Source organism: Streptomyces sp. NPDC046977, assembly GCF_040644455.1.
GTDB lineage: Bacteria > Actinomycetota > Actinomycetes > Streptomycetales > Streptomycetaceae > Actinacidiphila.
The window spans coordinates 23699-47982 of the sequence record NZ_JBEYWO010000007.1 but is presented as its reverse complement, the minus strand read 5'-3'; the positions used below and the strand labels follow the sequence as shown (position 1 = coordinate 47982).

Annotated in this window: 17 protein-coding genes; 10 read left to right on the top strand and 7 right to left on the bottom strand. The window is 66.8% G+C overall.

Going from position 1 to position 24284, the window contains the following annotated elements:
• Window positions 1–261 precede the first annotated feature (261 nt).
• Together ABZ883_RS12865 and ABZ883_RS12860 are read left to right on the top strand one after the other, a co-directional pair.
• Window positions 262–1008 (top strand): site-specific DNA-methyltransferase, encoded by a 747-nt coding sequence (locus tag ABZ883_RS12865; protein ID WP_360905646.1) that lies wholly within the window; start codon window positions 262–264, stop codon window positions 1006–1008.
• Between the two features lie 522 nt (window positions 1009–1530).
• Window positions 1531–1734: a hypothetical protein gene (locus tag ABZ883_RS12860; RefSeq protein WP_360905645.1), complete on the top strand. Its 204-nt coding sequence runs from the start codon at window positions 1531–1533 to the stop codon at window positions 1732–1734.
• A gap of 77 nt (window positions 1735–1811) precedes the next feature.
• On the opposite strand, the gene ABZ883_RS12855 is transcribed toward ABZ883_RS12860, so the two are convergent.
• On the bottom strand, window positions 1812–2372 hold the full coding sequence (locus ABZ883_RS12855) for a hypothetical protein (protein WP_360905644.1): 561 nt from the start codon (window positions 2370–2372) through the stop codon (window positions 1812–1814).
• Window positions 2373–2747: 375 nt separating this feature from the next.
• On the opposite strand from ABZ883_RS12855, the gene ABZ883_RS12850 reads away from it, so the two are divergent.
• Genes ABZ883_RS12850 through ABZ883_RS12835 form a run of 4 tightly spaced genes read left to right on the top strand, consistent with a single transcriptional unit; the run spans window position 2748 to window position 10053 of the window.
• A complete protein-coding gene (locus tag ABZ883_RS12850) occupies window positions 2748–4223 on the top strand; it encodes an ATP-binding protein (protein ID WP_360905643.1) in 1476 nt (491 codons plus the stop codon).
• Between the two features lie 49 nt (window positions 4224–4272).
• On the top strand, window positions 4273–7062 hold the full coding sequence (locus ABZ883_RS12845) for a Z1 domain-containing protein (protein ID WP_360905642.1): 2790 nt from the start codon (window positions 4273–4275) through the stop codon (window positions 7060–7062).
• Window positions 7059–8066: a PD-(D/E)XK motif protein gene (locus ABZ883_RS12840; RefSeq protein WP_360905641.1), complete on the top strand. Its 1008-nt coding sequence runs from the start codon at window positions 7059–7061 to the stop codon at window positions 8064–8066. Before ABZ883_RS12845 ends, ABZ883_RS12840 begins: the two co-directional genes overlap by 4 nt.
• On the top strand, window positions 8059–10053 hold the full coding sequence (locus ABZ883_RS12835) for an AIPR family protein (RefSeq protein ID WP_360905640.1): 1995 nt from the start codon (window positions 8059–8061) through the stop codon (window positions 10051–10053). The genes ABZ883_RS12840 and ABZ883_RS12835 overlap by 8 nt, the downstream gene beginning before the upstream one ends.
• A gap of 53 nt (window positions 10054–10106) precedes the next feature.
• On the opposite strand, the gene ABZ883_RS12830 is transcribed toward ABZ883_RS12835, so the two are convergent.
• Window positions 10107–10295: an AbrB/MazE/SpoVT family DNA-binding domain-containing protein gene (locus tag ABZ883_RS12830; protein WP_360905639.1), complete on the bottom strand. Its 189-nt coding sequence runs from the start codon at window positions 10293–10295 to the stop codon at window positions 10107–10109.
• A gap of 58 nt (window positions 10296–10353) precedes the next feature.
• Here ABZ883_RS12830 and ABZ883_RS12825 point away from each other — a divergent pair, with 58 nt between their 5' ends.
• On the top strand, window positions 10354–10875 hold the full coding sequence (locus ABZ883_RS12825) for a very short patch repair endonuclease (RefSeq protein ID WP_360905638.1): 522 nt from the start codon (window positions 10354–10356) through the stop codon (window positions 10873–10875).
• On the opposite strand, the gene ABZ883_RS12820 is transcribed toward ABZ883_RS12825, so the two are convergent.
• On the bottom strand, window positions 10803–12779 hold the full coding sequence (locus ABZ883_RS12820; RefSeq protein ID WP_360905637.1) for a DNA cytosine methyltransferase: 1977 nt from the start codon (window positions 12777–12779) through the stop codon (window positions 10803–10805). The genes ABZ883_RS12825 and ABZ883_RS12820 overlap by 73 nt on opposite strands.
• Window positions 12780–13265: 486 nt before the next feature.
• Between ABZ883_RS12820 and ABZ883_RS12815 the strand changes: the two genes are divergently transcribed.
• Both ABZ883_RS12815 and ABZ883_RS12810 read left to right on the top strand, forming a co-directional pair.
• Window positions 13266–15515, top strand: a complete 2250-nt coding sequence (locus tag ABZ883_RS12815) for a sensor histidine kinase (protein ID WP_360905636.1) — start codon at window positions 13266–13268, stop codon at window positions 15513–15515.
• On the top strand, window positions 15512–16729 hold the full coding sequence (locus ABZ883_RS12810) for a hypothetical protein (protein WP_360905635.1): 1218 nt from the start codon (window positions 15512–15514) through the stop codon (window positions 16727–16729). The genes ABZ883_RS12815 and ABZ883_RS12810 overlap by 4 nt, the downstream gene beginning before the upstream one ends.
• An 82-nt stretch (window positions 16730–16811) precedes the next feature.
• Here the strand turns inward: ABZ883_RS12810 and ABZ883_RS12805 are convergent, their stop codons facing one another.
• From ABZ883_RS12805 to ABZ883_RS12790, 4 genes are all read right to left on the bottom strand, one after another.
• Window positions 16812–18857: a hypothetical protein gene (locus ABZ883_RS12805; RefSeq protein WP_360905634.1), complete on the bottom strand. Its 2046-nt coding sequence runs from the start codon at window positions 18855–18857 to the stop codon at window positions 16812–16814.
• 643 nt (window positions 18858–19500) lie between these two features.
• Entirely contained in the window at window positions 19501–21030 is a 1530-nt protein-coding gene (locus tag ABZ883_RS12800) for a UDP-N-acetylglucosamine 1-carboxyvinyltransferase (protein ID WP_360905633.1), read from the bottom strand.
• Between the two features lie 14 nt (window positions 21031–21044).
• On the bottom strand, window positions 21045–21545 hold the full coding sequence (locus ABZ883_RS12795) for a methylated-DNA--[protein]-cysteine S-methyltransferase (protein WP_360905632.1): 501 nt from the start codon (window positions 21543–21545) through the stop codon (window positions 21045–21047).
• Window positions 21546–21554: 9 nt separating this feature from the next.
• On the bottom strand, window positions 21555–23054 hold the full coding sequence (locus ABZ883_RS12790) for an AlkA N-terminal domain-containing protein (RefSeq protein WP_360905631.1): 1500 nt from the start codon (window positions 23052–23054) through the stop codon (window positions 21555–21557).
• Window positions 23055–23175: 121 nt separating this feature from the next.
• Here ABZ883_RS12790 and ABZ883_RS12785 point away from each other — a divergent pair, with 121 nt between their 5' ends.
• Complete coding sequence (locus ABZ883_RS12785) at window positions 23176–24003, top strand: isocitrate lyase/phosphoenolpyruvate mutase family protein (protein WP_360905630.1); 828 nt, start codon at window positions 23176–23178, stop codon at window positions 24001–24003.
• The last annotated feature ends 281 nt before the right edge of the window (window positions 24004–24284 follow it).

Below are 24284 nucleotides of genomic sequence, written 5' to 3'. Positions count from 1 at the left end.
TCGCGTCTTTGGACGCAATAACGCGGATCAGCACAGGTCAGGGGGGCGAGCCGGACTCCGCCTTGGTGACGTGGCGAGACAGTAGATCGGGATTCCGGCCGCACCAAATGACCGCCGAACCGGGTCCGAACCACGGCACAGTCTCCTTAGGTGCGGCCGGAAATCACGGTTAACCTCCGGCGCAACCCGGCTCCGACCGCCTGCTGTTGACCGCCGTCCGGAGCTGGCCCAGTCCCGCCTTGCTCTGAAAGAGGCCCGCACATGAGCTACACGCTGCACCGAGGCGATGCCCTCACCGTGCTGAAGACCCTCCCGGACGAGAGCGTCAACGCCGTCGTCACCGATCCCCCGTACAACTCCGGCGGGCGCACCAGCTCGGACCGCACCGCCCGCACCGCCCGCGCCAAGTACGTCACGGCCGGATCGGCACACGACTTGCAGAACTTCCCCGGCGAGAATCGCGACCAGCGGAGCTATCGAAGCTGGCTGACCGCGCTGCTCACCGAGTCGTACCGGGCCGCGACCGAGCACTCCGTCGCCATGATCTTCTCCGACTGGCGCCAGGAACCGACCACGTCAGACGCCCTACAGATGGCGGGCTGGACTTGGAGCGGCACGATCCCCTGGATCAAGCCCGCCAGCCGACCCCGCAAGGGCGGGTTCAAGCAGTCGGCCGAGTTCATCATCTGGGGCGTGAAGGGCACCCTCGATAAGGACCGCGACCTCTACCTGCCCGGCCACTTCATCGCCTCACAGCCACGCAAGGACAGGGTGCACATCACCCAGAAGCCCGTCGAGATCATGCAGCAGCTCGTACAGATCTGCCCCGAAGGCGGCACCGTCCTCGACCCGTTCGCCGGCAGTGGCTCCACGGGCGTCGCTGCCTTGCGCGAGGGCCGGCAGTTCGTGGGGGTCGAGCTGTCCTCGCATTATGCCGACGTCGCTGAGCGAAGGCTCCGAGCGGAGTTGGCCCAGGACGACTTCGTTTTGGCAGGACCGGAGGCATGACCGTGAGAGCGACCAGACCGGGGCCGACGGACTGTAGACGCAAAAGGGCGGCTGGTGCATCAAAAAACCGATGCACCAGTCGCCCCTTCCTGCTGCGTCAGGCCGTCTCGAACGCCCGCCGGATCAGCGGTCCCGCCTTCTCCAGGTCGGCCGCCGAGGCGATCCGCACCTCCAAGTCGCCGGTCCCGAGGTGGCCGGTACCGCGCATGTCGTGCAAGAAGCCCTCCTCTTCTCGACCGTGTCCGGGTCGACCTTGAGGTAGACCAGGATCGCTTCGTGCTTCGGGTGGGAGGCACGTTCACCATCCGGCGGTAGGCGATGTAGTGCCGAAGCTGAGCCACCTCGACCTCGCCCCAGGCGGTGAGGGGCTCGTCCTCGGCGTACAGGCACTGCAGGCAGCCAGGAACCGCGCCCGCGGCGGCAGTTTGAGCGGACGTCTTCCCGTCTCCGCCGACGGCACCAGCTGTGAACTCCTGCTCGCGGTTCTGGTGACGATCCGAGATCGGTCTCGTGGATCCGGGCGTGGATCAGCAGCAGGCTCAGCGGCCCACCCTCGAAGACGCGGTAGCTCACCAAGTCGACCCGCTCGCGCAGACGGTGCACCGCGACTTGGTCGCGTGGTGCGAGAAGCCAGCGGCGATGCGGACCATCCGAGGGTTCCGCCAGTCGATCGACTCGGCGGCCTCGGAGCCCAGCTTGTCCTTGACCAGCGCCTCGAACTCGTGACACGCGGAGTCCCCCCGCGACAGGTAGGAGACCGCTTGCGACAGGACACCATCGAGATAAGGCTTCCGGAGGCCGCTTCAAGGACGACGTAGGATCAAGTTACCGCCGTGTGCCGGTGGACGCGGGTTGCCCACGGCGGAACGTACGGCCGTATCAAGTTCGTCGCGGAGGGGGCCGATGGTCTCTGTCCATAGAGCCACCCGCTGCTCCGCCGAGCCCGGCCACGAGATCGGAATCGTGTAGCACTGACGGCGAATGACATTGACGATGTCGTGGACCTCGTCCGGGCCGACCTCTGCGATGCGGTGACTACAGTCATGGACCTCGTCGTAAGCTGCTCGTAGCTCTTCATGGGTAGTGGCTTGCGAGGACAATGCTCGTCGGAGTTGTCCCAACGCATTCTGAAAGTAGCGATACTCGGCACGTCGGACTTCCAGCAGCCACCGATCACGTTCATCCTCGGCTCCACGGCGGGCGAGTTCTAACGCGTGCCGGTGGTTCGCCTCTGCGAGCTCAATGGCTGTGCGGTGGCTCTCTCTTGTCTGAGCCAGGGCTGTGCGCATCTGCCATCGCCCCAGAAGCACGCTCACCGGTATTCCCGCGAGGGCAAAGATCGCCGCGATTCCAGCAAGGTCCATGCCAGCAATGATGGACTATGAGCCGCCGCGACGCGGTTGACCTCTCTGAACTTGCCGTCAGGGTCTGTGCGTGATGGAACAGCGAGGGCAGTGATTGTGGGGATGCCAAGGTCGACGACGCCGCGGTTGGCGGGACGTCAGTCGAGTGTGTTGTGCCTCGCGAAGCTTGCGGACAGCCCTCCACAGAGATCACCTACGTCAGACGAGACCCGTTCGGTAGGATGCTCCGAACGGGGGATTTCGGCTGTCGTGGGACGAGTAGCGGCACACTCACCGCGCGAAGCCTGAGAAGTCCTGCCGCATGCCGCTCCCCGGAGCACACAGGCGAACCGACCGCACAGGACTGACCGGGTACACCGGGTACGGAGCGTGAAGATGGACTTCGACGTTGCCGCTCCCGACCCTGCTGGCATGGTGGCGTCGCTCAGTTCGCTCGGTTACTCGCTTCCCGCCGCCCTCGCAGACCTTGTGGACAACAGTGTCTCGGCTGAGGCCCGAAACATCGACGTCGACTTCACATGGAACGGGCAGCATTCCTGGATCGCTGTGACGGACGACGGCAGGGGGATGACGGAGCCCGAGCTGGTGACCGCCATGACGGTGGCAGCCCGCGGCCCGTCAGCCGAGCGGAGTGTCACAGACCTCGGCCGTTTCGGTGTGGGGCTGAAGTCCGCCTCGTTCTCCCAGTGCCGCAAGCTCACCGTCGCCACGGTCAGGGACGGGGTCTGGCACGTCCGGACGTGGGACCTCGGCGTCGTGGAGCACTTCAAGGAGTGGCGGCTCCTCCGTGACCCCGGCGACACGACCACCGCTCTCCTGCGTCGGATCGCGGGAAGCATGCAGCACGGGACCGTCGTCCTGTGGGAGCAGCTCTCCGGTTACCACAACACCGCCGTGGCTATCGACGACGAAAAGACGCAGGCCCAGTTCTACGCGGAGGCGGAGCGTACCGAAGCCCATCTTGCGATGGTCTTCGCCCGTTTCCTGCAGCGTCCGGCCCGGTGCCGGATCCGGGTGCGTGGCTCTGACCTCTCCCCGTGGGACCCGTTTCTGTCCAAGCACCCGTCGGTCCAGCGGATCCCCTGGGAGCCTCTGCCGTTGGGATCGGAGTCGGTGCGCGTGGAGCCGTTCGTCCTCCCGACGGCGCAGCGGCTCTCAGCAGGCGAATACGAGTCGGCTGCCGGGCAGAAGGGATGGCTGGGGCAGCAGGGGTTCTATGTCTACCGCCGTGACCGTCTGATCCTGGCTGGTGACTGGCTCGGGATCCGCGGCCTCCGGCGCGAGGAGAAGTACAACCTCGCGCGGATCGCTGTGGACATCCCTGCGGAGGCCGACACCGACTGGGGTGTGGACGTGCGCAAGGCAAGCGTCGTTCCACCCGTCTCCTTGCGGCGTCACCTGGAGAGGATCGCCAGGTACACGCGCGAGGTGGCCTCCCGCTCCGCACGACAGCGTGGTCAGGTCGTGTCGCGGGCGCACGGTGACCCCCTGAAGTTCGCTTGGAACGTGAAGCGCCACGACGGCCGGATCGTTCTGCGCATCAACAGAAAACACCCCTTGGTGAAAGCGGCGATGGACGACCAGGGCGGCAACCCGGACGTCGTCCGCTCGATGATCCGCCTCCTTGAGGAGACGGTCCCGGTCACGGCGCTCCGCATGCTCCACGAGACCGACACGGTCGACGACCCCGAACCGTTCGGCGGTCCGGGGCCGGCCGATCCGGAGACCGTCGACATCGCCCGCCAGGTGTACGAGGCACTTCTTGGGCAGGGCCGCTCGCCTGAGGACGCCCGGGGAGTACTCAGCTCCATGTCCCCCTTCGACGAGCAACAAGGTTTCTGGAACTCCTGACCCACCTGGTAGTCCCCACGCCCAACCGACCCGGCCGCAGGAGGTCGCTGTGAGCACCACCCCCGAGGACAGTCTCGAGAAGGCCGAGCAGACCGCGGTGCTGCTCCTGCCAGGCGACCGTCAGGCAACGCCGGCTGAGGTGGACTTTGCGGTGAACACCGCGGTCAGCATCCTCGCTGCCCAGGGGATCACCGTGGAGCGAGATCTCGTACGGAAGGTGCTCGAGGCACGGGCTTCCGTGTTCCAGGCTGATTCCTCCGCGATGAAGAACGACGAGGGCCACGTGCCCTGGCTTGCCGACGCGAAGGCCGACCGGAAGTGGGACTTCTGGGACCGTTACCGGCGCTACCTCCTGAGTGTCTCCAAGCTCCCGACGCAGGTCGTACGCCGACTCGACCAGAGCACCGACGACGTCCTCGGCGAGCTGGAAGACCCTCAGCGGGAAGGCGCGTGGCGCCGGACCGGGCTCGTGATTGGACAGGTCCAGTCCGGCAAGACGGGGCAGTTCATCGGGCTCGCCGCGAAGGCAGCCGACGCTGGCTACCGACTCATCGTGGTGTTCGCCGGGATTCACAACGACCTGCGCAGCCAGACCCAGCTCCGTATTGACGAAGGGCTCCTCGGGTTCGACACCCAGTACCAGTTCCGCTCGGATGACGACGCGCATCGTCATATCGGGGTCGGCGCGATGTCGCACGGCAAGCGTCTGAAGGCGGCGTCGCTCACTACAAGTCATGAAAAGGGGGACTTCGCCCGGAAGACGGCGGTGTCCGCGAACGTGCCGGTGGGCAGTGTTCCGGTGGTCCTCGTGGTCAAGAAGAACCGTCGGATCATCGACAACCTGCGGGACTGGGTGATCGACAACCACGGCGTGGAGGACCCGGAGACCGGCGGGATGGTCGTGCCCGACCTCCCCTTGTTCGTGATCGACGACGAGGCCGACAACGCCGGGGTGAACACCTCCAAGGACCCCGACACCAACCCGTCGGCGATCAACAAGGCGATCAGGCGGTTGGTCAACAGCTTCACGAAGGCGTCCTACGTTGGCTATACCGCGACCCCCTTCGCGAACATCTACATCAATCCCGACACGGACCACGATGAGCTGGGCCCTGACCTCTTCCCGGAGAGTTTCATCCGCACGCTGCGGGCGCCGTCCAACTACCTCGGACCCGAGCGGGTCTTCGGTCTGCAGACCGACGGAGATGAGGAGGACATCGAGCCGCTGCCGCTCATAAGGCATATTAAGGACACGGACCTCTGGGTGCCGGACAAGCACAGGTCGTACCACCGGGTTCCCGACTTCCTGCCTGAGTCGCTGCAGCGTGCCATCCGGTCCTTCGTCCTGACCTGCGCGGCACGTCGAGCACGGGGGCAGGTCGCTGTGCACAACTCCATGTTGGTGCACGTGACCCGCTTCACCGCTGTACAGCAGCAGGTCCGCGACCAGATCGACGCCCATGTGCGTCTGCTCTTCGACGTCCTCCAAGACCGGTTCAGCAGTGCCCGCGAAGAACTTGAGGAAGAACTGCGGGAGCTCTGGGGCGAGGACTTCGTCACCTGCACCGAGGACATGACCGGTGGCAGGCTCGACTGGGAGGACGTCGAACCGCATCTCCACGCCGCCCTCGGAAAGATCACCGTCATGGCTGTCAACGGTGCCGCGAAGGACGCGCTCCAGTACTACGAGCGCCGGGATACCGGCCTGTCGGTCATCGCCGTAGGCGGCGAGAAGCTCTCCCGCGGTCTGACCCTCGAAGGGCTGTCGGTCAGCTACTACCTGCGTGCCTCCAAGACGTACGACACTCTGCTGCAGATGGGGCGCTGGTTCGGCTACCGGCCCCGTTACGAAGACCTGTGCCGCCTGTACACGACACGTACGCTACAGCGCCAGTACGCGGAGATCACTGCGGCCACCGACGAACTCCGGCGCGACGTAGAGGAGATGTCCGCGGTGGGCCTCACCCCCCGCGAGTACGGTCTCAAGGTCAGGACTTCGTCGCTCGGCCTCGGTATCACGGCCTCCAACAAGATGAGGCAGGGCACGCGCGTCCGCCTCAGCTACTCCGGCGAGCTTCCCGAGACGACCATCTTCGACCTCTCCGAGAAGGCGGTTCGTAACAACCACGAGACCCTTGAGTCGTTCGTCTCACGCCTCGACGCGCTCTCCGCGGGGGATGTGGACGAGCGGAGCGGGAGCATCACCTGGAGCGGTGTCGCAGCCTCGGACGTCACCGAGGGTTTCCTTGACTCCTATCTCACAGACCGGCAGGCCCAGCGGGTGCGGCCGGCCTTCATCGCGGAGTACGTACGCCAGTGCGCTAAGCAGGGTGAGCTGGGCAACTGGACGATCCGTCTGGCCAGCCGACTGACCGAGGGAGCGCCGGCCGAGATCGCGGGGCATTCCATCGGCCTCATCAAGCGTAGCCACTCCAAGTCCTCGGAGCTCGTCTCCGGCCGCTACACGATCAAGCGCGTGCTCAGCCCTGCCGACGAGCTCTGCGACCTGACTCCGGAACAGTACGACCGTGCACTGAAGGCCACGCAGGAGGCCGCGAAGGGCAAGCTCAACAGGAAGGGCGAACCGCTCGATCCCGACACCCCTCGCGGTCGGCCTCTGCGTCACCAGCGTCGTGCTGACCAGCCGTTGCTTCTGTTGTATCCCCTCAGCCCTGCCGAGGTGGCCAAGTCGTCGGGGAACGCCGAGCCGGTCGCTCCGCTGGTCGGGTTTGCCATCAGTTTCCCGTTCTCCCATCACCAGTTGAAGACCGAGTACGTGGTGAACGACATCTGGTTCAAGCAGGACATGGATTTCGACGACTTCGAGGACGAAGAGTGATCGACGAAAGCGTGTGGCAGGAGCTGGAGGCCCACCAGCAGACCCCGGGCAGGTCCACCCGGCGGCTCCACCCCGACTCCCCGTACGACATCCACGTGTCGGTGACGCACCCTGCCCACCGGCGGATGCTGCTGCTCGGCACAGACGCCAGGACCGCCGACACCGTACGTCAGGAGATCCACGAACTGCCGGCCACCGGCGGCCTGCAGCTGAACCTCTCGTCGGTGTCCGGCAACCACTACGAGCTCCAAGTGATGCTCACCGACGACGAACTCACCGAAGTCTTCACCCCGCTCGTCACCGACATCGCAGAAGTGGTGCGGGACGCACCGACAAGCGAGACGGCGGCGGAGGCCGCGGTCCGCCGCTACGTCCGGTGGCAGCAGCTGCTGCGCTCAGTGTCGCGCGACGGCCTGTCGCGACAGGCTCGGTGCGGTCTCTTCGGCGAACTCCACTTCCTCCTTGAGTACGTGCTTCCGGCTGTGGACCAGCACACAGCCGTCAGCTCCTGGACCGGCCCCCGGCAGACGAACCAGGACTTCCAGCTGCCCGGCGCCGCGGTCGAGGTGAAGGCGACCACATTGCGCTCTGCCAGGACGGTCCAGATCGCGAGCGAGCGGCAGCTGGACACGGCCGACTCGACGCCCCTCGCACTGGCTCATGTCGTCCTCGACGACCGGCAAAGTGGGCTCGGCAGGAGTCTGAACGCCCTGGTGGACGAGATACGGGCCCGTCTGACCTCACCGTCCGCCGCCCAGCGCTTCGAGAGTCTGCTGGTCCAAGCTGGCTATCTGCCGAATCAGCGGGATCTCTACGACCACGAGCGTTACACCCTGCGTCGCAGCGAGTTCTGGACGGTCGGGGAGGGTTTCCCCCGCATTGTCGAGGCCGAACTGCCGCCCGGGGTGGGCAACTGCACCTACACCATCGACGTGTCGGCACTGACCGCCCACAGCGTGACCGCCGAGACACTTGTTGACCTGATCCGAGGAACCCATGGCTGAGCACGACCTCCACGACTACTCACGCGCGCTGGTGACCGACATCCAGGCGCTGGCGGACGCCGAGGGCGGCTCGATCCCGAACACGTTCACCCAGCACGTACTCGAGATCCTCGAGGAAGCCGGGGTGGTCACCGACGCTGCGCTCGCCTACCACTCCTCCCGGGGGCTGGAGATCTACGGCTACGGTCTGCCCGAGGACGGGTCCAGCCTCGATCTCTACACCACCGACTTCAACCTGACCCCGATGAGCAGCAAGCTGACCAAGGCCGAGTCCGACAGGCTCTTCCGCAGGCTGTTCGCGTTCCTGGGCAAGCACGCGGCCATCCGGCCCAACCAGGAGGACAACACCGACGTGCACGACATGTGCGTCGGTGTGGAGAAGGCGCTGTCGGAAGTTCCGAAGATCCGTCTCTTTCTCCTCAGCAACCGGGTCAGCACGACGAGTGCCCCGGGACCCGGGGAGTTCGAGGGGATTCCTGTCACACACGAGCTCTGGGACCTTGCGCGGCTCCACAGACACGAGACCTCTGGGAGCATCGGCGAGCCCATCAAGGTGACCTTTGAGCGTCCTCTTCCGTGCCTGGCGGCGCACAGCGACGAGCCGAACTACTCGGTCGTCCTGGCCGTCATCCCCGGCCGACAGCTTGCCGAACTGTACAAGGAGCACCGGACCCGGCTGCTCGAACTCAACGTCCGGTCCTTCCTCCAGACCCGTGGTGGCGTGAACAAGGGCATCCGCGACACCTTGCTGAAGGATCCGAGCCGCTTCCTCGCCTACAACAACGGTGTGACCGCCACTGCCTCCGACGTGGACTTCGAGACCGACGAGCACGGCAGCCCCGTCGCCATCAGGAGTATGACCGGCCTCCAGATCGTCAACGGCGGCCAGACCACCGCCTCGCTGCACCACGTCCTGACGCATGATAAGCGGGATCTGGACGGGGTCCACGTGCAGATGAAACTCACGATCGTCGATCCCGCTTACCTGTCCGAGATCGTTCCGAGGATCTCCCAGTACTCCAACACCCAGAACAAGGTGACGTTGGTCGACTTCAGCTCGAACCACGAGTTCCACGTCGTCTTCGAGCGTATCTCCCGCAGCCTGTGGGCTCCTGCGACCGACGGCAGCGGTCAGGAGACGCGATGGTTCTACGAGCGGGCGCGGGGCCAGTACACCGACAAGTCCGCCGAGCACGAGACCCGAGCCGCCCAGCGCAAGTTCAAGCTGATCACGCCGAGCCGGCAGAGATTCAGCAAGTCCGACCTGGCCACCTTCGTGCACTCCTGGGAGCAGCTCCCGTACTGGGTGAGTCGCGGCGCCCAGAAGAACTTCGCCCACTTCATGGAGCGGATCGAGAAGTCCGATCCCGTCGTGGACGTGCAGTACTGCAAGCGCGCCATAGCCACTGCACTCCTCTTCCAGGCTGCCGACCGGATCGCCCGTGCGCACTCGGCCGGCAGCCACAAACGACTGATCACGACCTACACGGTCGCCCGGCTCTCGCTCGCCGCCGAGAAGCGGATCGACCTCGACAGGATCTGGAACGAGCAGGGCACCACGGACGCCCTAGAGGACGCCCTCGACGAACTCTGTCCCTTGATCATGGAGACGGTGATCTCCGGCGACCGGCACGTGTCGGAGTGGGCGAAGAAACCCGACTGTTGGGACGAGGTTTCCCGCATCCCGTGGACGCTTCCCGACGCGCTGGCCGCCGAGCTCACAGCCGAGCCCTTTGAGATCGCCTCCCCCGAGAGCACCGAGTCCGACGAGGCCGAAGCCGCCGTCGAGGACATCCCCAGCGAGGAGTGGCAGGCTCTAGCGGACTGGGCCCGCGAAGGCCGGGCTCTGCGCGCCGTGGACAGGCAGCTCGCCGACCGTGTCGCGCAGCGTCTGTCCCAAGGGCGGCGGGTCACCGGGACCCAGGCCAGGCAGGCGATGGAGGTCTACGAAGAGGCTCAGCGGCATGGGTTCCACCCCGAGCCGTAGGCCTCGACCACGCCACCGAGTGAGAGCGGCAGTCCTCGGTAGCCGGGCTGCCGCTACAGGGTTCCCTCCCGCAACAGGTCGTTGATCGCGTCTTCTGCCCGCCTCAGCACGATGCGCCCGTCCCCGTCACTGAACACGAGCAGCTTGGTACCCGGGCTGATGCCTGCTTCGGCGAGGATCCCGACCGGGAGCTCCACACGGCCTGCCTCGTCGACGTTGAGTTCTGAGGGTTCTCGGATCATCTAGCTAAGTCTGCCACCCACGCCCACGGCATACCGCCCAAGGTGGAAGCATGGCCTCGTGAGCACACACGAAGGATGGGTGAGCACCCCTTGGAGCGCACAGCTCCGCGGCCGACGCGTCCGGGACACCGAACCGGAAAAGGCACTCAGGAGCGCCGTCCACGCCCTCGGGCTCCGCTTTCGGCTGCACCGTAAGGTCGCTCCCCGCTGCACGGCGGACTTCGTGCTGCCCCGGTACTCCGTCGCAGTCTTCGTCGACGGTTGCTTCTGGCACGGCTGCCCCTTCCACGGCACACGGCATTTCCGAGGGCCGAACGCCTCGCGTTGGGAAGCCAAGATCACGACCAACATGGAAAGGGACGCCAGGAACACCGAAGCGGCGAGAGACGCCGGATGGACCGTGGTGCGCATCTGGGAGTGTGAGGTCAGGGCCGACGCCGGTCGGGCCGCCGAGCACATCGCCCACGCCGCACATCGCAGCGTCCCGGTTCTCCCGGGAGGGCCCTGTCAGCCTGCGGTTACCGCAACATCCAAGGTGGCTGCGGTTCCCTCGTCCTCCTGTGGACGGGTCGGGCAGTAGTCGCTCAGCGGGCAGCTTCCGCAGACGGGCTGCTTGTCACGACACAGGTTCTCGCCGATGAACCTGATGGCGGCCATGCGCACCGGTGCGTCCCGGCCGGCGCCGAGAAGCTTGATGAGGTTGAGCCGACCCTCGGTCAGTCGGTTGGTCAGGTGCGATTCGTTCTTCTGAACCCTCGCAGCCACCCGCAACGCACTCTGGCCGACCAGCATTATGTCGCCGCCGGCCAGCAGCCTGAACAAGGCGAGCTCAGCCGGCTTGAGCCCCATAACCTTGCTGTGATCAAGAACCGAATCCGCGTTCAGCCAGACCTCGGGCTTGCCGACGACCGGACTGAGCCTGCCCTCCAGACGCTTGCGGAGTGCTGTTGTCGGCGCCGCGTTCACGAGGGCGAGATAGACGTCCTGCGTCAGTTCCCTGTGCCCAGCGACCTCGTCCATCACGTCGGAGAGCTGCTTCGGGTGCAGCTTGCTTCCCGAGAGCACCGCCATGACGAGAGCCCCGAGCGGCTTCATCTTCCGGCCGCCGGGGAACTGGTACCACTGCTTGCCCGCACGCTGCTCCTTGGCCCAGCGGGTCAGCTCCTCACGCACCTTCGGCCACTTGTCCGCGGCCTCGTCTTCGGCGGGAACATCTTGCGGCTGGAGAACCCGGGCCGCGGCTTCGCCCAACAGCGGGGGAACCGCGTTGCCGATCTGGCGGAAGGCGTCGCTCCGCGTGCCCGCGAACCGAAAGCGGTCCGGGAAGGTCTGGATCCTCGCGGCTTCACGCACGGTCAGCGTTCGCGCCTCTTCAGGATGGATGTACCAGTAACCGTCCTTGGCGATGTGCGCGGTGATCGTGCGGCTCAGTTCCTCCCAGTCCAGTTTCTTGTACTTGTCGGTGAATTGCTCCGAGTCGTACCGCTGGAAATCCTTCTCGTCCTCTTCCAGTTTCTCTTCGAGCTCGGAGTAGAGGGTTTTGGAATCCATGACCGTGAAGATCCGGAAGTCGTCCTCGCGAACCCGCCGCGTCATGTGGTCGTGGATTACACCCTTGTCTGCCTTTCTGCGCATTTCCTTGGCGAAAGAAGAGAGCGTCGACTCCTGCTGCTCGTCGTAGTCGGCGACTCGGGCACCCACCGCTTTCAAAGGCTCCGGATTGAGTGCGGGAAGGTCGCCGATGGCATCCCGAAGTTTGGTCTGTTTCTTCGGCTCGCCCCACGCGAAGCCGCCGCCGTCTCTCCGTGCGAGGAGGATCAGACGCTTCCTGTGCTGCGGCACGCGGTAGTTCCACGCATCGACGAGACGCACCTGGGTCACGTACCCAAGACTCTCCAGCTTTGCCTCGATGATGCGGATCACGCTGAAGTCATCGCCGAGCCCCATGTCGGGGACGTTCTCCATGAGTACGGCACGTGGAAGGAGCCGCTCCACCACATCGACGTAGGCGCGCCAGAGTTCCTTTCGGAGATCGTGCGGGTCACGGTTGTGGTATTCGACCAAGTGTCGGATCTTGCTGCGTCCGGCACGACTGAACGGCTGGCAGGGAGGGCCTCCCGCCACGATGTCGATATCGGCGCCGGAGTCCAGGATTTGCTGGACGAATTCGCCTCGCTGGTCGTCATCGCCGAGGTCGACGCAAAGACTCATTCCTGGGAAGTTTGCTGCATGCGTCTCGCGGGCCCGCTCGTCGAAGTCCACGGCCGCAGCGGTGGTCCATCCGGCCCGTTCAAGGCCCAGGCTCAGCCCGCCGGCGCCCGAGAAGAGGTCGACAGCCAGGCGTTTATCTTTTCCGTAGCCGGATTGGACCCATTTCCTGAAATCGTCCGGCTCGCAGTGGTGCCTGTGCTTGTCCAGTTTGAGGTAGTCGCTCCGCTCCAGGGGCACGCCATACGTGCTTTTTGCCCCCTTCTCTTTCGCCACGACCCACTCCTCCGTACCTGACGACCTGAACGACCTCCAGGAGATCACGCACGACGCTGCGGAGGCAAGGCTTCCGGCCGGTCAACGCCGCCGCAAAGCCTCGTCTGTCACGCGGGTGACCTGCCTGGTGAACACTGCTGTTCACTCACCGTGCCCCATTGGTAACTTGAAGCAGTGTTCTACTCTTGAGCCACCCCATGTTAGAGGACACCCCCTGGGCTACTCCTCGGGACTCCCTGTTCTGGTTGTGATACGTCCACGAACGTCACCTGTCTCAACGAACGCTTGGACCAGAAGACACGTTCGATCACAGGGCTGCACGCCGTTCGTCGAGCGTCGGGTGCCGCAACCACCGTGAACCCCCGTCCCGGCGCACCTACTGCCCAAATCTCCTGAGCAGCGTTTCCGGAGCCCTCTCCGCCGTTAAGATCGCAGCGGGTACTCCTCGGGCGGGGGTGCGGGTGAGAAGCGGTCAGAGGGGCGAGCGTGGACTCCGAGAACACACAGACGTTCCTGCGTCCCCGTGCGCGCCTCATGAGCACACTCGGTGAGGAACTGATCAGCAACGAGCGGGTGGCGCTCACCGAGCTGGTCAAGAACGCCTACGACGCCGATGCAAGCCTGGTTGTGATCAGGTTCAACGGGCCGTTGGAGGAGGGCTACGGTTCCATCGAGGTGTGGGACGACGGACACGGTATGTCCCCCGAGACCGTCCGGGACACCTGGATGGAGATTGCCACACCGTTCCGGCACCGTGCCCCGCGCAGTGAGCAGTTCGGGCGAAGGGTTCTCGGTGCAAAGGGAATCGGGCGCTTCTCCGCAGCCCGCCTCGGCGCCGTGACCGCGATCAGGAGCCGCAAGGCCGGCGGCCCCGAGGTGAACATCCGACTCGACTGGAGCGACTTCGCCGCCGAGAACGCCTACCTCGACCAGGTACCGGTCCAGTGGAACGTGGGCGCTCCCGAGGTGTTCGCCGACAACGGCGAAGCGCGACGCCTCTTCGACGAGGTGACAAGTACTTTCCGCGCAAGCGAGAAACAGGCCGCCTGGACGGGCTCTCACGGCACCCTCGTCCGGCTCGAAGGGCTTCGGCAGGACTGGGGTGCCGAGTCGGTGGAGAGCCTGAAGCGGTCCCTGTCCCGACTCCTCCCTCCTCCTCCTCCTGTGGAGCTGGACGTACCCGACCAGCCGGAGTTCGCGATCTACCTCTCGCTTCCGGCTGGGCCGTTGGACCACCACACCGGTTTCGTGGGGGCCAGCGAAGCCTTGGCGCATCCGCACTACCGCCTCGTAGGGACCATCGACGAAAACGGTCTCGCCGACCTGACCATGACCAACCTCACGTCCGGTCAGTCGGAGACCCTGAACCAGTACCTCTTCCCGTCGCACGGGAAGGCGCCCAAGTGCGGCCCCCTGAAGCTCGACCTCCGTACCTGGGACCTCGACTCGGCCTCCCTCAAGGAGATGCTCAACATCGACCTCGGAGCCCGCAACATCACCGAGGTCCGCAAGCTGATCAAGGACAACAGCGGTGTCGCCCTATACCGGGACGGCTTCCGGGTGCAGCCCTTCGGAGAGGTCGACTTCGACTGGCTGGGCTTCGACCTCCGCCGCGTGAACAACCCCACCATGCGGCTCTCCAACAACCAGGTCGCGGGCTTCGTGTACATATCGGCGGACGGTAACCCCGGGCTTCGGGACCGGTCGCACCGGGAGGGGCTCATCGACTCTCCCGAGTACGAGGACCTGAAGGGTGTCCTGACCCAGGCTGTGAGCCGGCTCGAGACCTGGCGCTACGGGTTGCGCCGTCCGAAGGATGAGGACCGCAAGTCCGGTCCGATCACGGTGGACACCCCCTCCAGTGCTGGAAGCGACCGTCACGGCCTGTTCCAGAACTTCACCCTCTCGCCCGTCCGGGACGTTCTCAACGCGAAGTACCCGGACGACACCGAGTTGAGCCGCGCGCTGGAGGAGGCTCAGGAAACGATCGACGAGAGCGTCGAGAAGGTCCAGGAGGTCCTCTCACAGTTCTCCCGCCTCGCGACTCTGGGAGCCCTGGTCGACGTCGTACTGCACGACGGGCGAACGGCACTGACGCGCATCGCCTACGTCCTCCGCCGGCTGAACAAGCTGGCAGGCCGCAAGCGCGACGAGGACGAACAACTTGCCTCCGCTCTCACGAAGATGCACGTGGACCTCACCGCGCAGGAACAGGCTCTGGACCGGCTCTTCACCCGCGTCGAGCCGCTGAGCGGCCGGCGGCGAGGCCGCCCCCGCGCCCTGTCCCTCCAGGCCGCGATCGACGAGGCCGTCGCCGTCCACGAGGGCACGCTGGAGAAGCACGGCATCACCGTCACCGTCAGCGGCGAGGACGTGACAGTGACGGCTGACCCCGGTGACATCTCCCAGGTGGTCCACAACCTCGTGGGGAACTCGATCTACTGGCTCTCCACCCTGCCCAAGGGGAAGGAGCGCGCCATTCTCATCGAGACGAGGCGGACGCCCGAGGACGAGGTCGACATCGACGTGAGCGACAGCGGCCCCGGAGTACGTGAGGAGATCCAAGAGATGATCTTCGACACGTACTTCAGCGACAAGGAGGACGGCATCGGGCTGGGCCTCAGTATCGCCGGCAGCGTCGTGAAGGACTTCTACGACGGCGATCTGTCCCTGGTGACGCCAGGGCCCCTCGCCGGAGCCACGTTCAGGGCGAGACTGCGAAGGAGAGTTGGGTGACGGAGGGGGGCGCGGTGTACCGGGTCTTGATCGTCGAGGACGAGGTGGACATCGCGGAGGAACTGTCCGAGATGCTCGTGGAGGAGCTCTCGGACCTCGGAACGCTCGACATCCACGTTGAGAACGACTTCGATGAGGCTGAACGCCTTCTAGAAGCCCAGGCGTTCGATATGGTTGTTCTGGATGTCAGGGACGCGACACGGCGGGGCTCCGCCGCGCACCCCAACCTGCAGGGCCGTGAACTGTACGACCGGATAGCTAAGACCCGCTGGGTGCCGGTTGTGTTCTGCACCGGCCTCGCGGAGCAGGTGAGCGACCTGGCGCAGCCACCGCTCATCCAGGTGGTGCCGAAGAACCGGCTGGAGGAGGCCGTCACCGCGATACGGGAGGGCCTTGAGTCCGGTGTCCCGGTCCTCACCCGGCACATCACCGCCCTCGTGGACGAGCACGTACGCGGATTCCTGCGGGACGAGATCGCCCCGAACTGGGACCGGCTCGGGGTGGTCGACCGTGCCCAGATCGCCCCCGTCCTCGTGCACCGCCTAGCGGCCTGGCTGAAGGAGAACGCGGTCGAGGCCCTCGGAGCAGCGCTAGGTTCCTCCGGGGACCCTGTGATGGGACACGCGTCGACCGCCCGGATGTACTTGATGCCGCCGGTCACGAAGCACGTGACCGCGGCAGACGTTCTACGGGACCCCCAGGACAGCTGGTGGCTTGTCCTCACCCCTGCGTGCGACCTCTACGAGGACCTGCCCGGCGCCGGCAATCGCGCGGCCAAGGCCGAGTACGTGCGTCTCGCCAAGGCGGTTCCGTTGAGCGAAGCGCCCTTGATCGCTCGTTGGATCGAGGCAGGATCCCCTGGCAAGGGGAGCCGGGAGCGGAACGTGGCTCTGGAGATGTTCCGCGACAACAACGCCCGTTACCGGATTCTGCCCAAGTACCTCGATATCCCGGACCTTCTGGTCGACTTCGAGATCGTGCAGTCTGTTCCGTTGGCAGAGGTCCGCTCGTGGACCCGCGTCGCCACGCTGGACAGCCCGTTCGCCGAGGCCATGCTGACCTCGCACGGGCACACAGTGGCCAGGATCGGCACCCCGGTCGTCGACTTCGAGAACATCAAGCAGTCCCTTGGGTTGGACGGAAAGGGGAAGGCCCCGGACCCGAACTCGGTTCCGAGCCCTCGTACCACGACGAAGGACGCCAAGCAGTCCTGATTTTCGGCCGGGATGGTCAGCCTGTTGGCCATCTCGCCCGGGCGCTGGATTCTGAAGCGTGATCTGAGCCCGACCGGAGATCTCAGACGGCAGAGTCGTGGAGTCCTGTGGTCCATGGGAGGTGAGCTGGCCCATGCCTCCGCAGGGCCCGGTACGCCGGCACGAACTCGTGGACAAGTACGTAGGGGGGAGCGCTCTTCAACCGGTGGCACTCTCCGGCAAGAACTTCAGCGAAGGCCAGCAACTTGCGGTGGGCTGCTCCCTCCATCAAGTGCGCTGCCGCCTTGGCGCCGTCGCTGATCAGCTTCGTGGTGCTGATCAACTCGTCCTTGGCGGCTGGATCCCCGTGTGCAAGGGCAGGCGACAGGCGGTCTCGTTCACCGAGGACGTGGGCAGCTGCCAGGCAGAGAACCGTTGACGCTGATGTCTCGGCGGGTTCACCCGCGTTGGCCAGGGCATTTGCAAGCAGGGGGAGAGTGGCGAAAGGCAGGGGGTCGGCAGTGTCCCAGAGGGGCTCCGCGACCTGGAGCCCGGCATGTATTCCCGTACGGTCCACGTGCAGCAGAGGCCGGTCAGGAGAGGCCTGACGTAGTTCCCAGCGCTCGACGCGGGGGTCCGCGATGGCGGCCCTGAGGATCGCACGAAACGCCTCTCTCAGGCTCTCGACGGAGACGTCGGGCACGTCCAGCCGCACGAGACTGCCACGGCGCCGGATATCCAGCACCGGGAACCTGGCTTCTCCTCCTGCTGTGAGTATGGAGAGGTCTCGGCCGACGTAGTTCGAGTCCTCCGCGCCCCGGATGACCAGCGCTGCGTTCTGTGCGTAGGCCACTGCCACCCCGTGCTCGAACCCGCGACAAATGGCGCGAGCGCGGAGCGCTGCGTCCAGTATCTCGTCGAGATCGGCTGGCTGCCCGCCCACGCGGAGTGTGTCGTTGACAGGGTCCCAGTGGAAATCCTCGTGGGCGTTTGCGTTGCGCCACTCGGAGCGGATCGTCGAGGCAAGCAACTTGCTCAGCGGCTGGTTCCCTTGAGCTGCCAGCAGATCCCGGACGATGGCGAGCGGGGCCCCCTGCGGAACCGTTCTTCCCAGCAGTTCCAGTACCACAACAGCCGTGCGCCTGACGTCTGCTTCCAGCACGGCCCGGTGCAGGTCCATGACCGCCCGCGCTCTTTCTTCCTGGTATTCCTCCTCGTAATAAGCGTCGAGGTAGGCAATCTGTCCTCGATGGGCGGCCACCATCTCCGGTTCTCGAGCGACGTGTCGTGCCATAACTGAACATGCCAGTTCCGGATCGGACTTCAAATAGAACGTCACCAGGTCACGTCCCAGGAGGGCAGCGCGGTGCGTGACCAAGGGGCGATCGGAGACCGCCAGGACGGCAAGGTGATGAAGAAGCATCACCGTTAGGGGCAGCGAGTCATCGATCAGGTGTCTCATGCTCCGGCGCAGCCGATGATCGAGTATCTGCGGGGCTTCCGCCCAAGCGGCCAAAAGGCGGGCCCGCGACGCCACACCCGACCCGGGACCCACTTGCTCGGCAGACACCCCGAGTGTTCGCTGGTAGATGTCCTCGTAAGGAAGATCGGCGTGATCAGTCCTGGCGGCAGCTTCCAGAGTTCGACCGGCCGCCTGAGCCGCGAGAGCATAGTTCCGTACTGCAGACCAAGCGGACTCCGCCCATCCCTGGTCCAGGCAGGCGAACAGCGCCTGAACCTCGTTCCGATTCGCTCGCGCCAAGTCAGTCGCCAACCGCCGCTCTGCTGTGCTCGTACGGGACGGACTGAAGCGGGACACCTCTTCTGCGACAGCACCCAAGGAAACAACCGACGCGTGGACACTCCGCAACAACTTCGGAAGCTGCTTCCCGACGATTCGACCCGAAGCGGTCCGCAGGCGCAGGATCTCCGTAACCTTCTCGTCGGTCTCCCGCTGAAGCCCGGACAGGTCGGCGTCCCTCAGCGCCGTCCTCCATTGCGTGCGGGTCACCAGTACAAAGGCGACTTCCTGCTGTCCTGCGATCTGCTCAGGAGGCGCGGAAAGATTGAGCTTTCGGATTACCTCTCGCGCAGCCGCGCGGGACTCTCGTTCAACTGTGCCCAGTTGGTCGGGAAGAGATACGTCCACCAGCACAGGATGACACCGGTGCCCCGCTTGAAGCGTAATGTTTTCCTCGCGACTATGGGCGATCCGGTTCCTTGCCACCCGCGGTGCCTGTCTCGGTGGCCAGCCGGTGGCCGGCCGCCCTGCCCCGGGGACGTGGCCACCGGGGGCGTCGCGGTCGGCTTGCGTGCGGACGATTCCCATGCGCTGGTGGTGCCGCGTGTGCCGCTGCGCTGACCTTGACTTCACTTCCCAGGGGCTTTCCGCAGTGCAAACAGGGAAGGCCCTGACAGCTGCGGAAGATGGGAATTCGCAGGTCAGGGCCTGTTCCCCTAGCACGTCGATGACGTTCACCGCGGGCCCGCCCCGCGCCGTCTCCTTGTACCCCCTCGTGTCAACGTGGTCCATGCCGTTCGAGCGAAAAGATGCAGGCATCGCTGTCACGGCAATGACCGAACGAATCCGCCATCACCGCGCGTAACCGCTGCACGGAAGGCCGTCATCGCTGACGGCCCATCAGGACATCAAGATCACATTGCACTTGCGTTGCACAAGGCGTTGAAAACCATCGATGATCACTGGTGGGTAGTGAAACGGTAAATTCACAGGTCAGGGGTCCTATCGGTGTCGTGCCCCTTGCCCTCCAAGGGGCACGACACCACGCCGGTCAGATGTCGCGGAACGTCTCGATCTGCGCGCCGATCGAGTTGAGCCGTTCCGCCAGTTCCTCGTAGCCGCGGTTGATGACGTACACGTTCCGCAGGACCGACGTGCCCTCGGCCGCGAGCATCGCCAGCAGCGTGACCACGGCGGGCCGGAGCGCGGGCGGGCACATCATCTCGGCGCTGCGCCAGCGGGTCGGGCCCTCGACGAGGACGCGGTGCGGGTCCAGGAGCTTGACGTTGGCGCCGAGGCGGGTCAGCTCGGTGAGGTAGATGGCGCGGTTGTCGTAGACCCAGTCGTGGATGAGGGTCGAGCCCTGCGCGGTCGCGGCGATCGCCGCGAAGAAGGGCACGTTGTCGATGTTGAGGCCCGGGAAGGGCATCGGGTGGATCTTGTCGATGGGGGAGCGCAGCTTGGAGGGGCGCACCGTGAGGTCGATCAGCCGGGTGCGGCCGTTGTCGGCCTTGTACTCGGCCGTGCGCTCGTGGTCCAGGCCCATCTCCTCCAGGACGGCGAGTTCGATCTCCAGGAACTCCACCGGCACGCGGCGGATCGTGAGCTCGGACTCGGTGACCACGGCGGCCGCGAGCAGGCTCATCGCCTCCACCGGGTCCTCCGAGGGCGCGTAGTCCACGTCCCGGTCGATGTGGGCGACGCCGTGCACGGTCAGTGTGGTGGTGCCGATGCCGTCGACCCGCACCCCCAGCTCCTCCAGGTAGAAGCACAGGTCCTGGACCATGTAGTTGGAGCTGGCGTTGCGGATGACGGTGACGCCGTTGTGCCGGGCGGCGGCCAGCAGCGCGTTCTCGGTCACGGTGTCGCCGCGCTCGGTCAGCACGATGGGCCGTCCGGGGGTCACCGCGGGGGTGACCCGCGCGTGGTACATGCCGCTGGTGGCGGTGACGTCGAGGCCGAAGTGGCGCAGGGCCGTCATGTGCGGCTGCACGGTGCGGGTGCCGAGGTCGCAGCCGCCCGCGTACGGGATGCGGAAGCGGTCGGTGCGGTGCATCAGGGGGCCGAGGAACATGATGACGCTGCGGGTGCGCCGCGCGGCCTCCATGTCCATGGAGTCCAGCTCCAGCGCGGCCGGGGGGACGATCTCCAGGTCGTTGCCGTCGTTGATCCAGCGGGTGCGCACCCCGATGCTGTTCAGCACCTCCAGGATGCGGTAGACCTCCTCGATCCGCGCGACGCGGCGCAGGGTGGTCCGCCCGGAGTTCAGCAGCGTGGCGCACAGCAGTGCCACGCACGCGTTCTTGCTCGTCTTGACGTCGATGGCGCCGGACAGCCGGCGCCCGCCGACGACGCGCAGGTGCATCGGGCCCGCGTACCCGAGGGAGACGATCTCGCTGTCGAGCGCTTCACCGATTCGGGCGATCATCTCAAGGCTGATGTTCTGGTTTCCGCGTTCAATACGGTTCACCGCGCTCTGACTGGTGCCGAGCGCCTCCGCCAGCTGCGATTGTGTCCAGCCCCGGTGCTGGCGGGCGTCACGGATGAGTTTGCCGATACGTGCGAGGTAGTCGTCTCCCATGGGGCGAGGGTATCTCACATATGAGATGGCAACCCGCGTTCCAGGTCCAGTAGGTACCTCTTGCGGCCCAGTCCGCCCCCGTAACCGGTCAGGCTTCCGGAGGCGCCGATGACCCGGTGGCAGGGCACGACGATGCTGATCGGGTTCCGCCCGTTGGCGAGTCCCACGGCGCGCGAGGAGCCGGGGCTGCCCAGCTCGGCGGCGAGCTTGCCGTACGTCATGACGCTGCCGTACGGGATCTCCCGCAGCGCCGCCCAGACGCGTTGCTGGAACGGGGTGCCGCGCATCGCCAGCGGCAGGTCGAAGTCGGTCAACTCGCCCGCGAAGTAGGCCTCCAGTTGCTCGGTCACCGCCGCGAAGGGGGCGTCAGCGGGGTCGCGGCGCGCGCCGAAGGTCTCGGCCGGCGGCTGGTGCCGGTGCTCGGTCATGTAGAGACCGGACAGGACGCCGTCGGTCGCGACCAGGGTCAACGGTCCGACCGGGCTGTCGGTCAGGGCGTGTGTGCAAAGGGACATGACAGTTGCTCAGTTCCTGTCGTCGGGGAGGACGTTGATCGGGTGGTCGCCGGTGGCCCACAGGTACTGCACGGCGTAGGCCCGCCAGGGACGCCATGCGGCGGAGCGCCGGACCAGGGCGGCGGGGGTTGTCGGAAGTCCCAGGGAATCCGCCGCGAGCCGTACACCCAAATCGGTGGGGAGGAAGGCGTCGGGGTCGCCGAGCGCGCGCATCGCCACGGCCTCGACCGACCATGGGCCAAAGCCCGGCAGGGCGGCCAGCTGTGCGCGCGCCTTGTCCCAGTCGCTGCCGACGTCCAAGTCGAGCCCGCCCCCGGTGAGCGCCTCCACCAGGCCGGTCAGCGCGGCCCGTCGCGCCCGCGGCATGGCCAGCCGCTCCGGGTCCAGCGAGGCCAGCTCCCAGGGCGACGGGAAGAGGTGGGTGAGGCCGCCGCCGGGGTCGGCCACCGGCTCGCCGTGCGCTGTCACCAGGCGCCCGGCCAGGGTGCGCGCGGCCGCCGTGGACACCTGCTGCCCGAGCACCACGCGGACCGCGAACTCCGCGCCGTCCACCGTGCGCGGCACCCGGCGGCCCGGGCTCCCGTCGACATGGGGGGCGAGCAGCGGGTCCTCGCGGAGCAGCCCGTCGACCGCGACGGGGTCGGCGTCCAGGTCCAGCAGCCACCGGCAGCGGCTGATGGCGTGCGACAGGTCGCGCCAGTCGGTGAGCGACAGCCGGCACCCGATGTGGCCGGCCTCCGGCCGCAGGGCCACGATCCCGTGCCCGTACGGCAGGCGCAGCGTGCGCCGGTACGCGCCGTCCCGCCACTCCTCCACCCCGGGCACCGCGGTCGCGGCCAGGTGCCCGAAGAGATTGCCGGGGGTGAGCGGGGTGCGGTAGGGCAGGCGCAGCGACAGCGTTCCTGAGACGTCGGACGCCGTGCCGCAGCCCCGGCCGGGGCTGCGCCGAGCCGCCCGCGCGCGCAGCTCGGTCGGCGTGAGGGCGAAGACCTCGCGCACGGTGTCGTTGAAGGTGCGGATGCTGGAGAAGCCGGCGGCGAAGGCGACGTCGCCCATCGGCAGCGCCGAGGTCTCGATGAGCAGCCGGGCGGTCTGCGCCCGCTGCGCCCGGGCCAGTGCCAGTGGCCCCGCGCCGAGCTCGGCGAGCAGCTGCCGTTCCACCTGGCGGGTGCTGTAGCCCAGCCGGCCCGCGAGGCCCGGGACGCCGTCGCGGTCCACGACCCCGTCGGCGATCAGCCGCATCGCGCGGGCGACCAGGTCGGCCCGCTCGTTCCACTGCGGCGAGCCGGGACTGGCGTCCGGGCGGCACCGCTTGCAGGCCCGGAACCCGGCCTGCTGCGCGGCGGCGGCGCTGGGGTAGAAGGTCATGTTCTCCGGCTTCGGCGGGTGCACCGGGCAGCCGGGACGGCAGTAGATACCGGTGGTCAGCACCGCGGTGAAGAACCACCCGTCGAAACGGGAGTCCTTCGACTGCACGGCGCGCACACAGCGCTCGAAGTCCTCATGCACATCACCCAGCATCCGTGCGCCCGGGGCCGAAGGCTAGCGAGATTCCGACATCGAGGGGGCGGGACGTCCATGTCGGAAATCCGCCGGACGGGCACCCCGCGCGCCTGATGGACTGCCCTGCGTGAATCCCGAACTCAAGGCCAAGGCCGAACTGTTCCGCTCGCTCCATGTCCCGGGCCGCCCCCTGCTGCTGGCCAACGCGTGGGACGCCGCGAGCGCCCGCGTCGCCGAGCGCGCGGGCGTCGCCGCCGTCGCCACCACCAGCTCCGGCGTCTCCTGGACGCTCGGCACCGCCGACGGCGACCACGTCGAGCCGTCCCTCGCGCTGGCCCTCACCGCCCGGGTCGCGGCGGCCGTCGCGGTCCCCGTGAGCGCGGACATCGAGGGCGGCTACGCGGCCGACCCCGAGGGCGTCGCCGGCACGGTGCGCGCGGTCCTCGCGGCGGGCGCCGTCGGTGTCAACATCGAGGACTCGTACGACGGCGGCCCGCGGCCGCTGCGCGACCCGGCCGACCAGGCCGCCCGCATCGCCGCCGCGCGCGGCGCCGCCGACGAGGCCGGGGTGCCGCTCTTCGTCCACGCGCGCACCGACACCTTCCTGCGCGGGCCCGGCGACGTCGCCGAGACGCTGGAGCGGGCCGCCGCCTACCTGGCCGCCGGCGCCGACGGGATCTTCGTCCCCGGCGTCACCGACCCGGCGCTCGTCGCGCAGCTCGCGGCGGGCATCGACGCGCCCCTCGGCGTCCTCGGCGGCCCGGGCGCGCCCCCCGTCGCCGACCTCGCCGCGGCCGGTGCCGCTCGGGTGAGCCTGGGCAGCGCGGTCGCGGAGGCCGCCTACGCCCTCGTCGACCGGGCGGCCCGCGAGCTGCTGACGAGCGGCACCTACGCCGCCCTCGCCGGCGGCATCCCCTGGGGCGAGCTCAACGCCCTGATGCTCCCGGAGGGCTGAGCGGAGGTACGGCCGGGCGCCGGGCCCGGTGGGCCGCGTGCGGTCACGAAGTGCCTGATCAGCGACCGGGGGTGAGTGCGCGCACCGGGCGGACGCCGCGTCGTCCGCCCGGTCGCTCCGGGTGAACGGGGAATGAGAACGCGCTCTTTCGACCAGGTTACGCCATCACCCTTGACAACGTTGTCTGTTAAGGAACAGGCTAACCGCGATCTACCGCCGGGTGTGCCCTTCCACGAGTCCACCATCCCCGTATGGAGCTTCCGCATGGTTCACGGCATACG

Excerpts from the sequence above, each read along its gene's own strand:
- ABZ883_RS12865 (WP_360905646.1), top strand. The coding sequence starts at position 262 with ATGAGCTACACGCTGCACCGAGGCGATGCCCTCACCGTGCTGAAGACC.
- ABZ883_RS12855 (WP_360905644.1), bottom strand. The coding sequence starts at position 2,372 with ATGGACCTTGCTGGAATCGCGGCGATCTTTGCCCTCGCGGGAATACCG.
- ABZ883_RS12850 (WP_360905643.1), top strand. The coding sequence starts at position 2,748 with ATGGACTTCGACGTTGCCGCTCCCGACCCTGCTGGCATGGTGGCGTCG.
- ABZ883_RS12835 (WP_360905640.1), top strand. The coding sequence starts at position 8,059 with ATGGCTGAGCACGACCTCCACGACTACTCACGCGCGCTGGTGACCGAC.
- ABZ883_RS12830 (WP_360905639.1), bottom strand. The coding sequence starts at position 10,295 with ATGATCCGAGAACCCTCAGAACTCAACGTCGACGAGGCAGGCCGTGTG.
- ABZ883_RS12800 (WP_360905633.1), bottom strand. The coding sequence starts at position 21,030 with ATGGGAGACGACTACCTCGCACGTATCGGCAAACTCATCCGTGACGCC.
- ABZ883_RS12795 (WP_360905632.1), bottom strand. The coding sequence starts at position 21,545 with ATGTCCCTTTGCACACACGCCCTGACCGACAGCCCGGTCGGACCGTTG.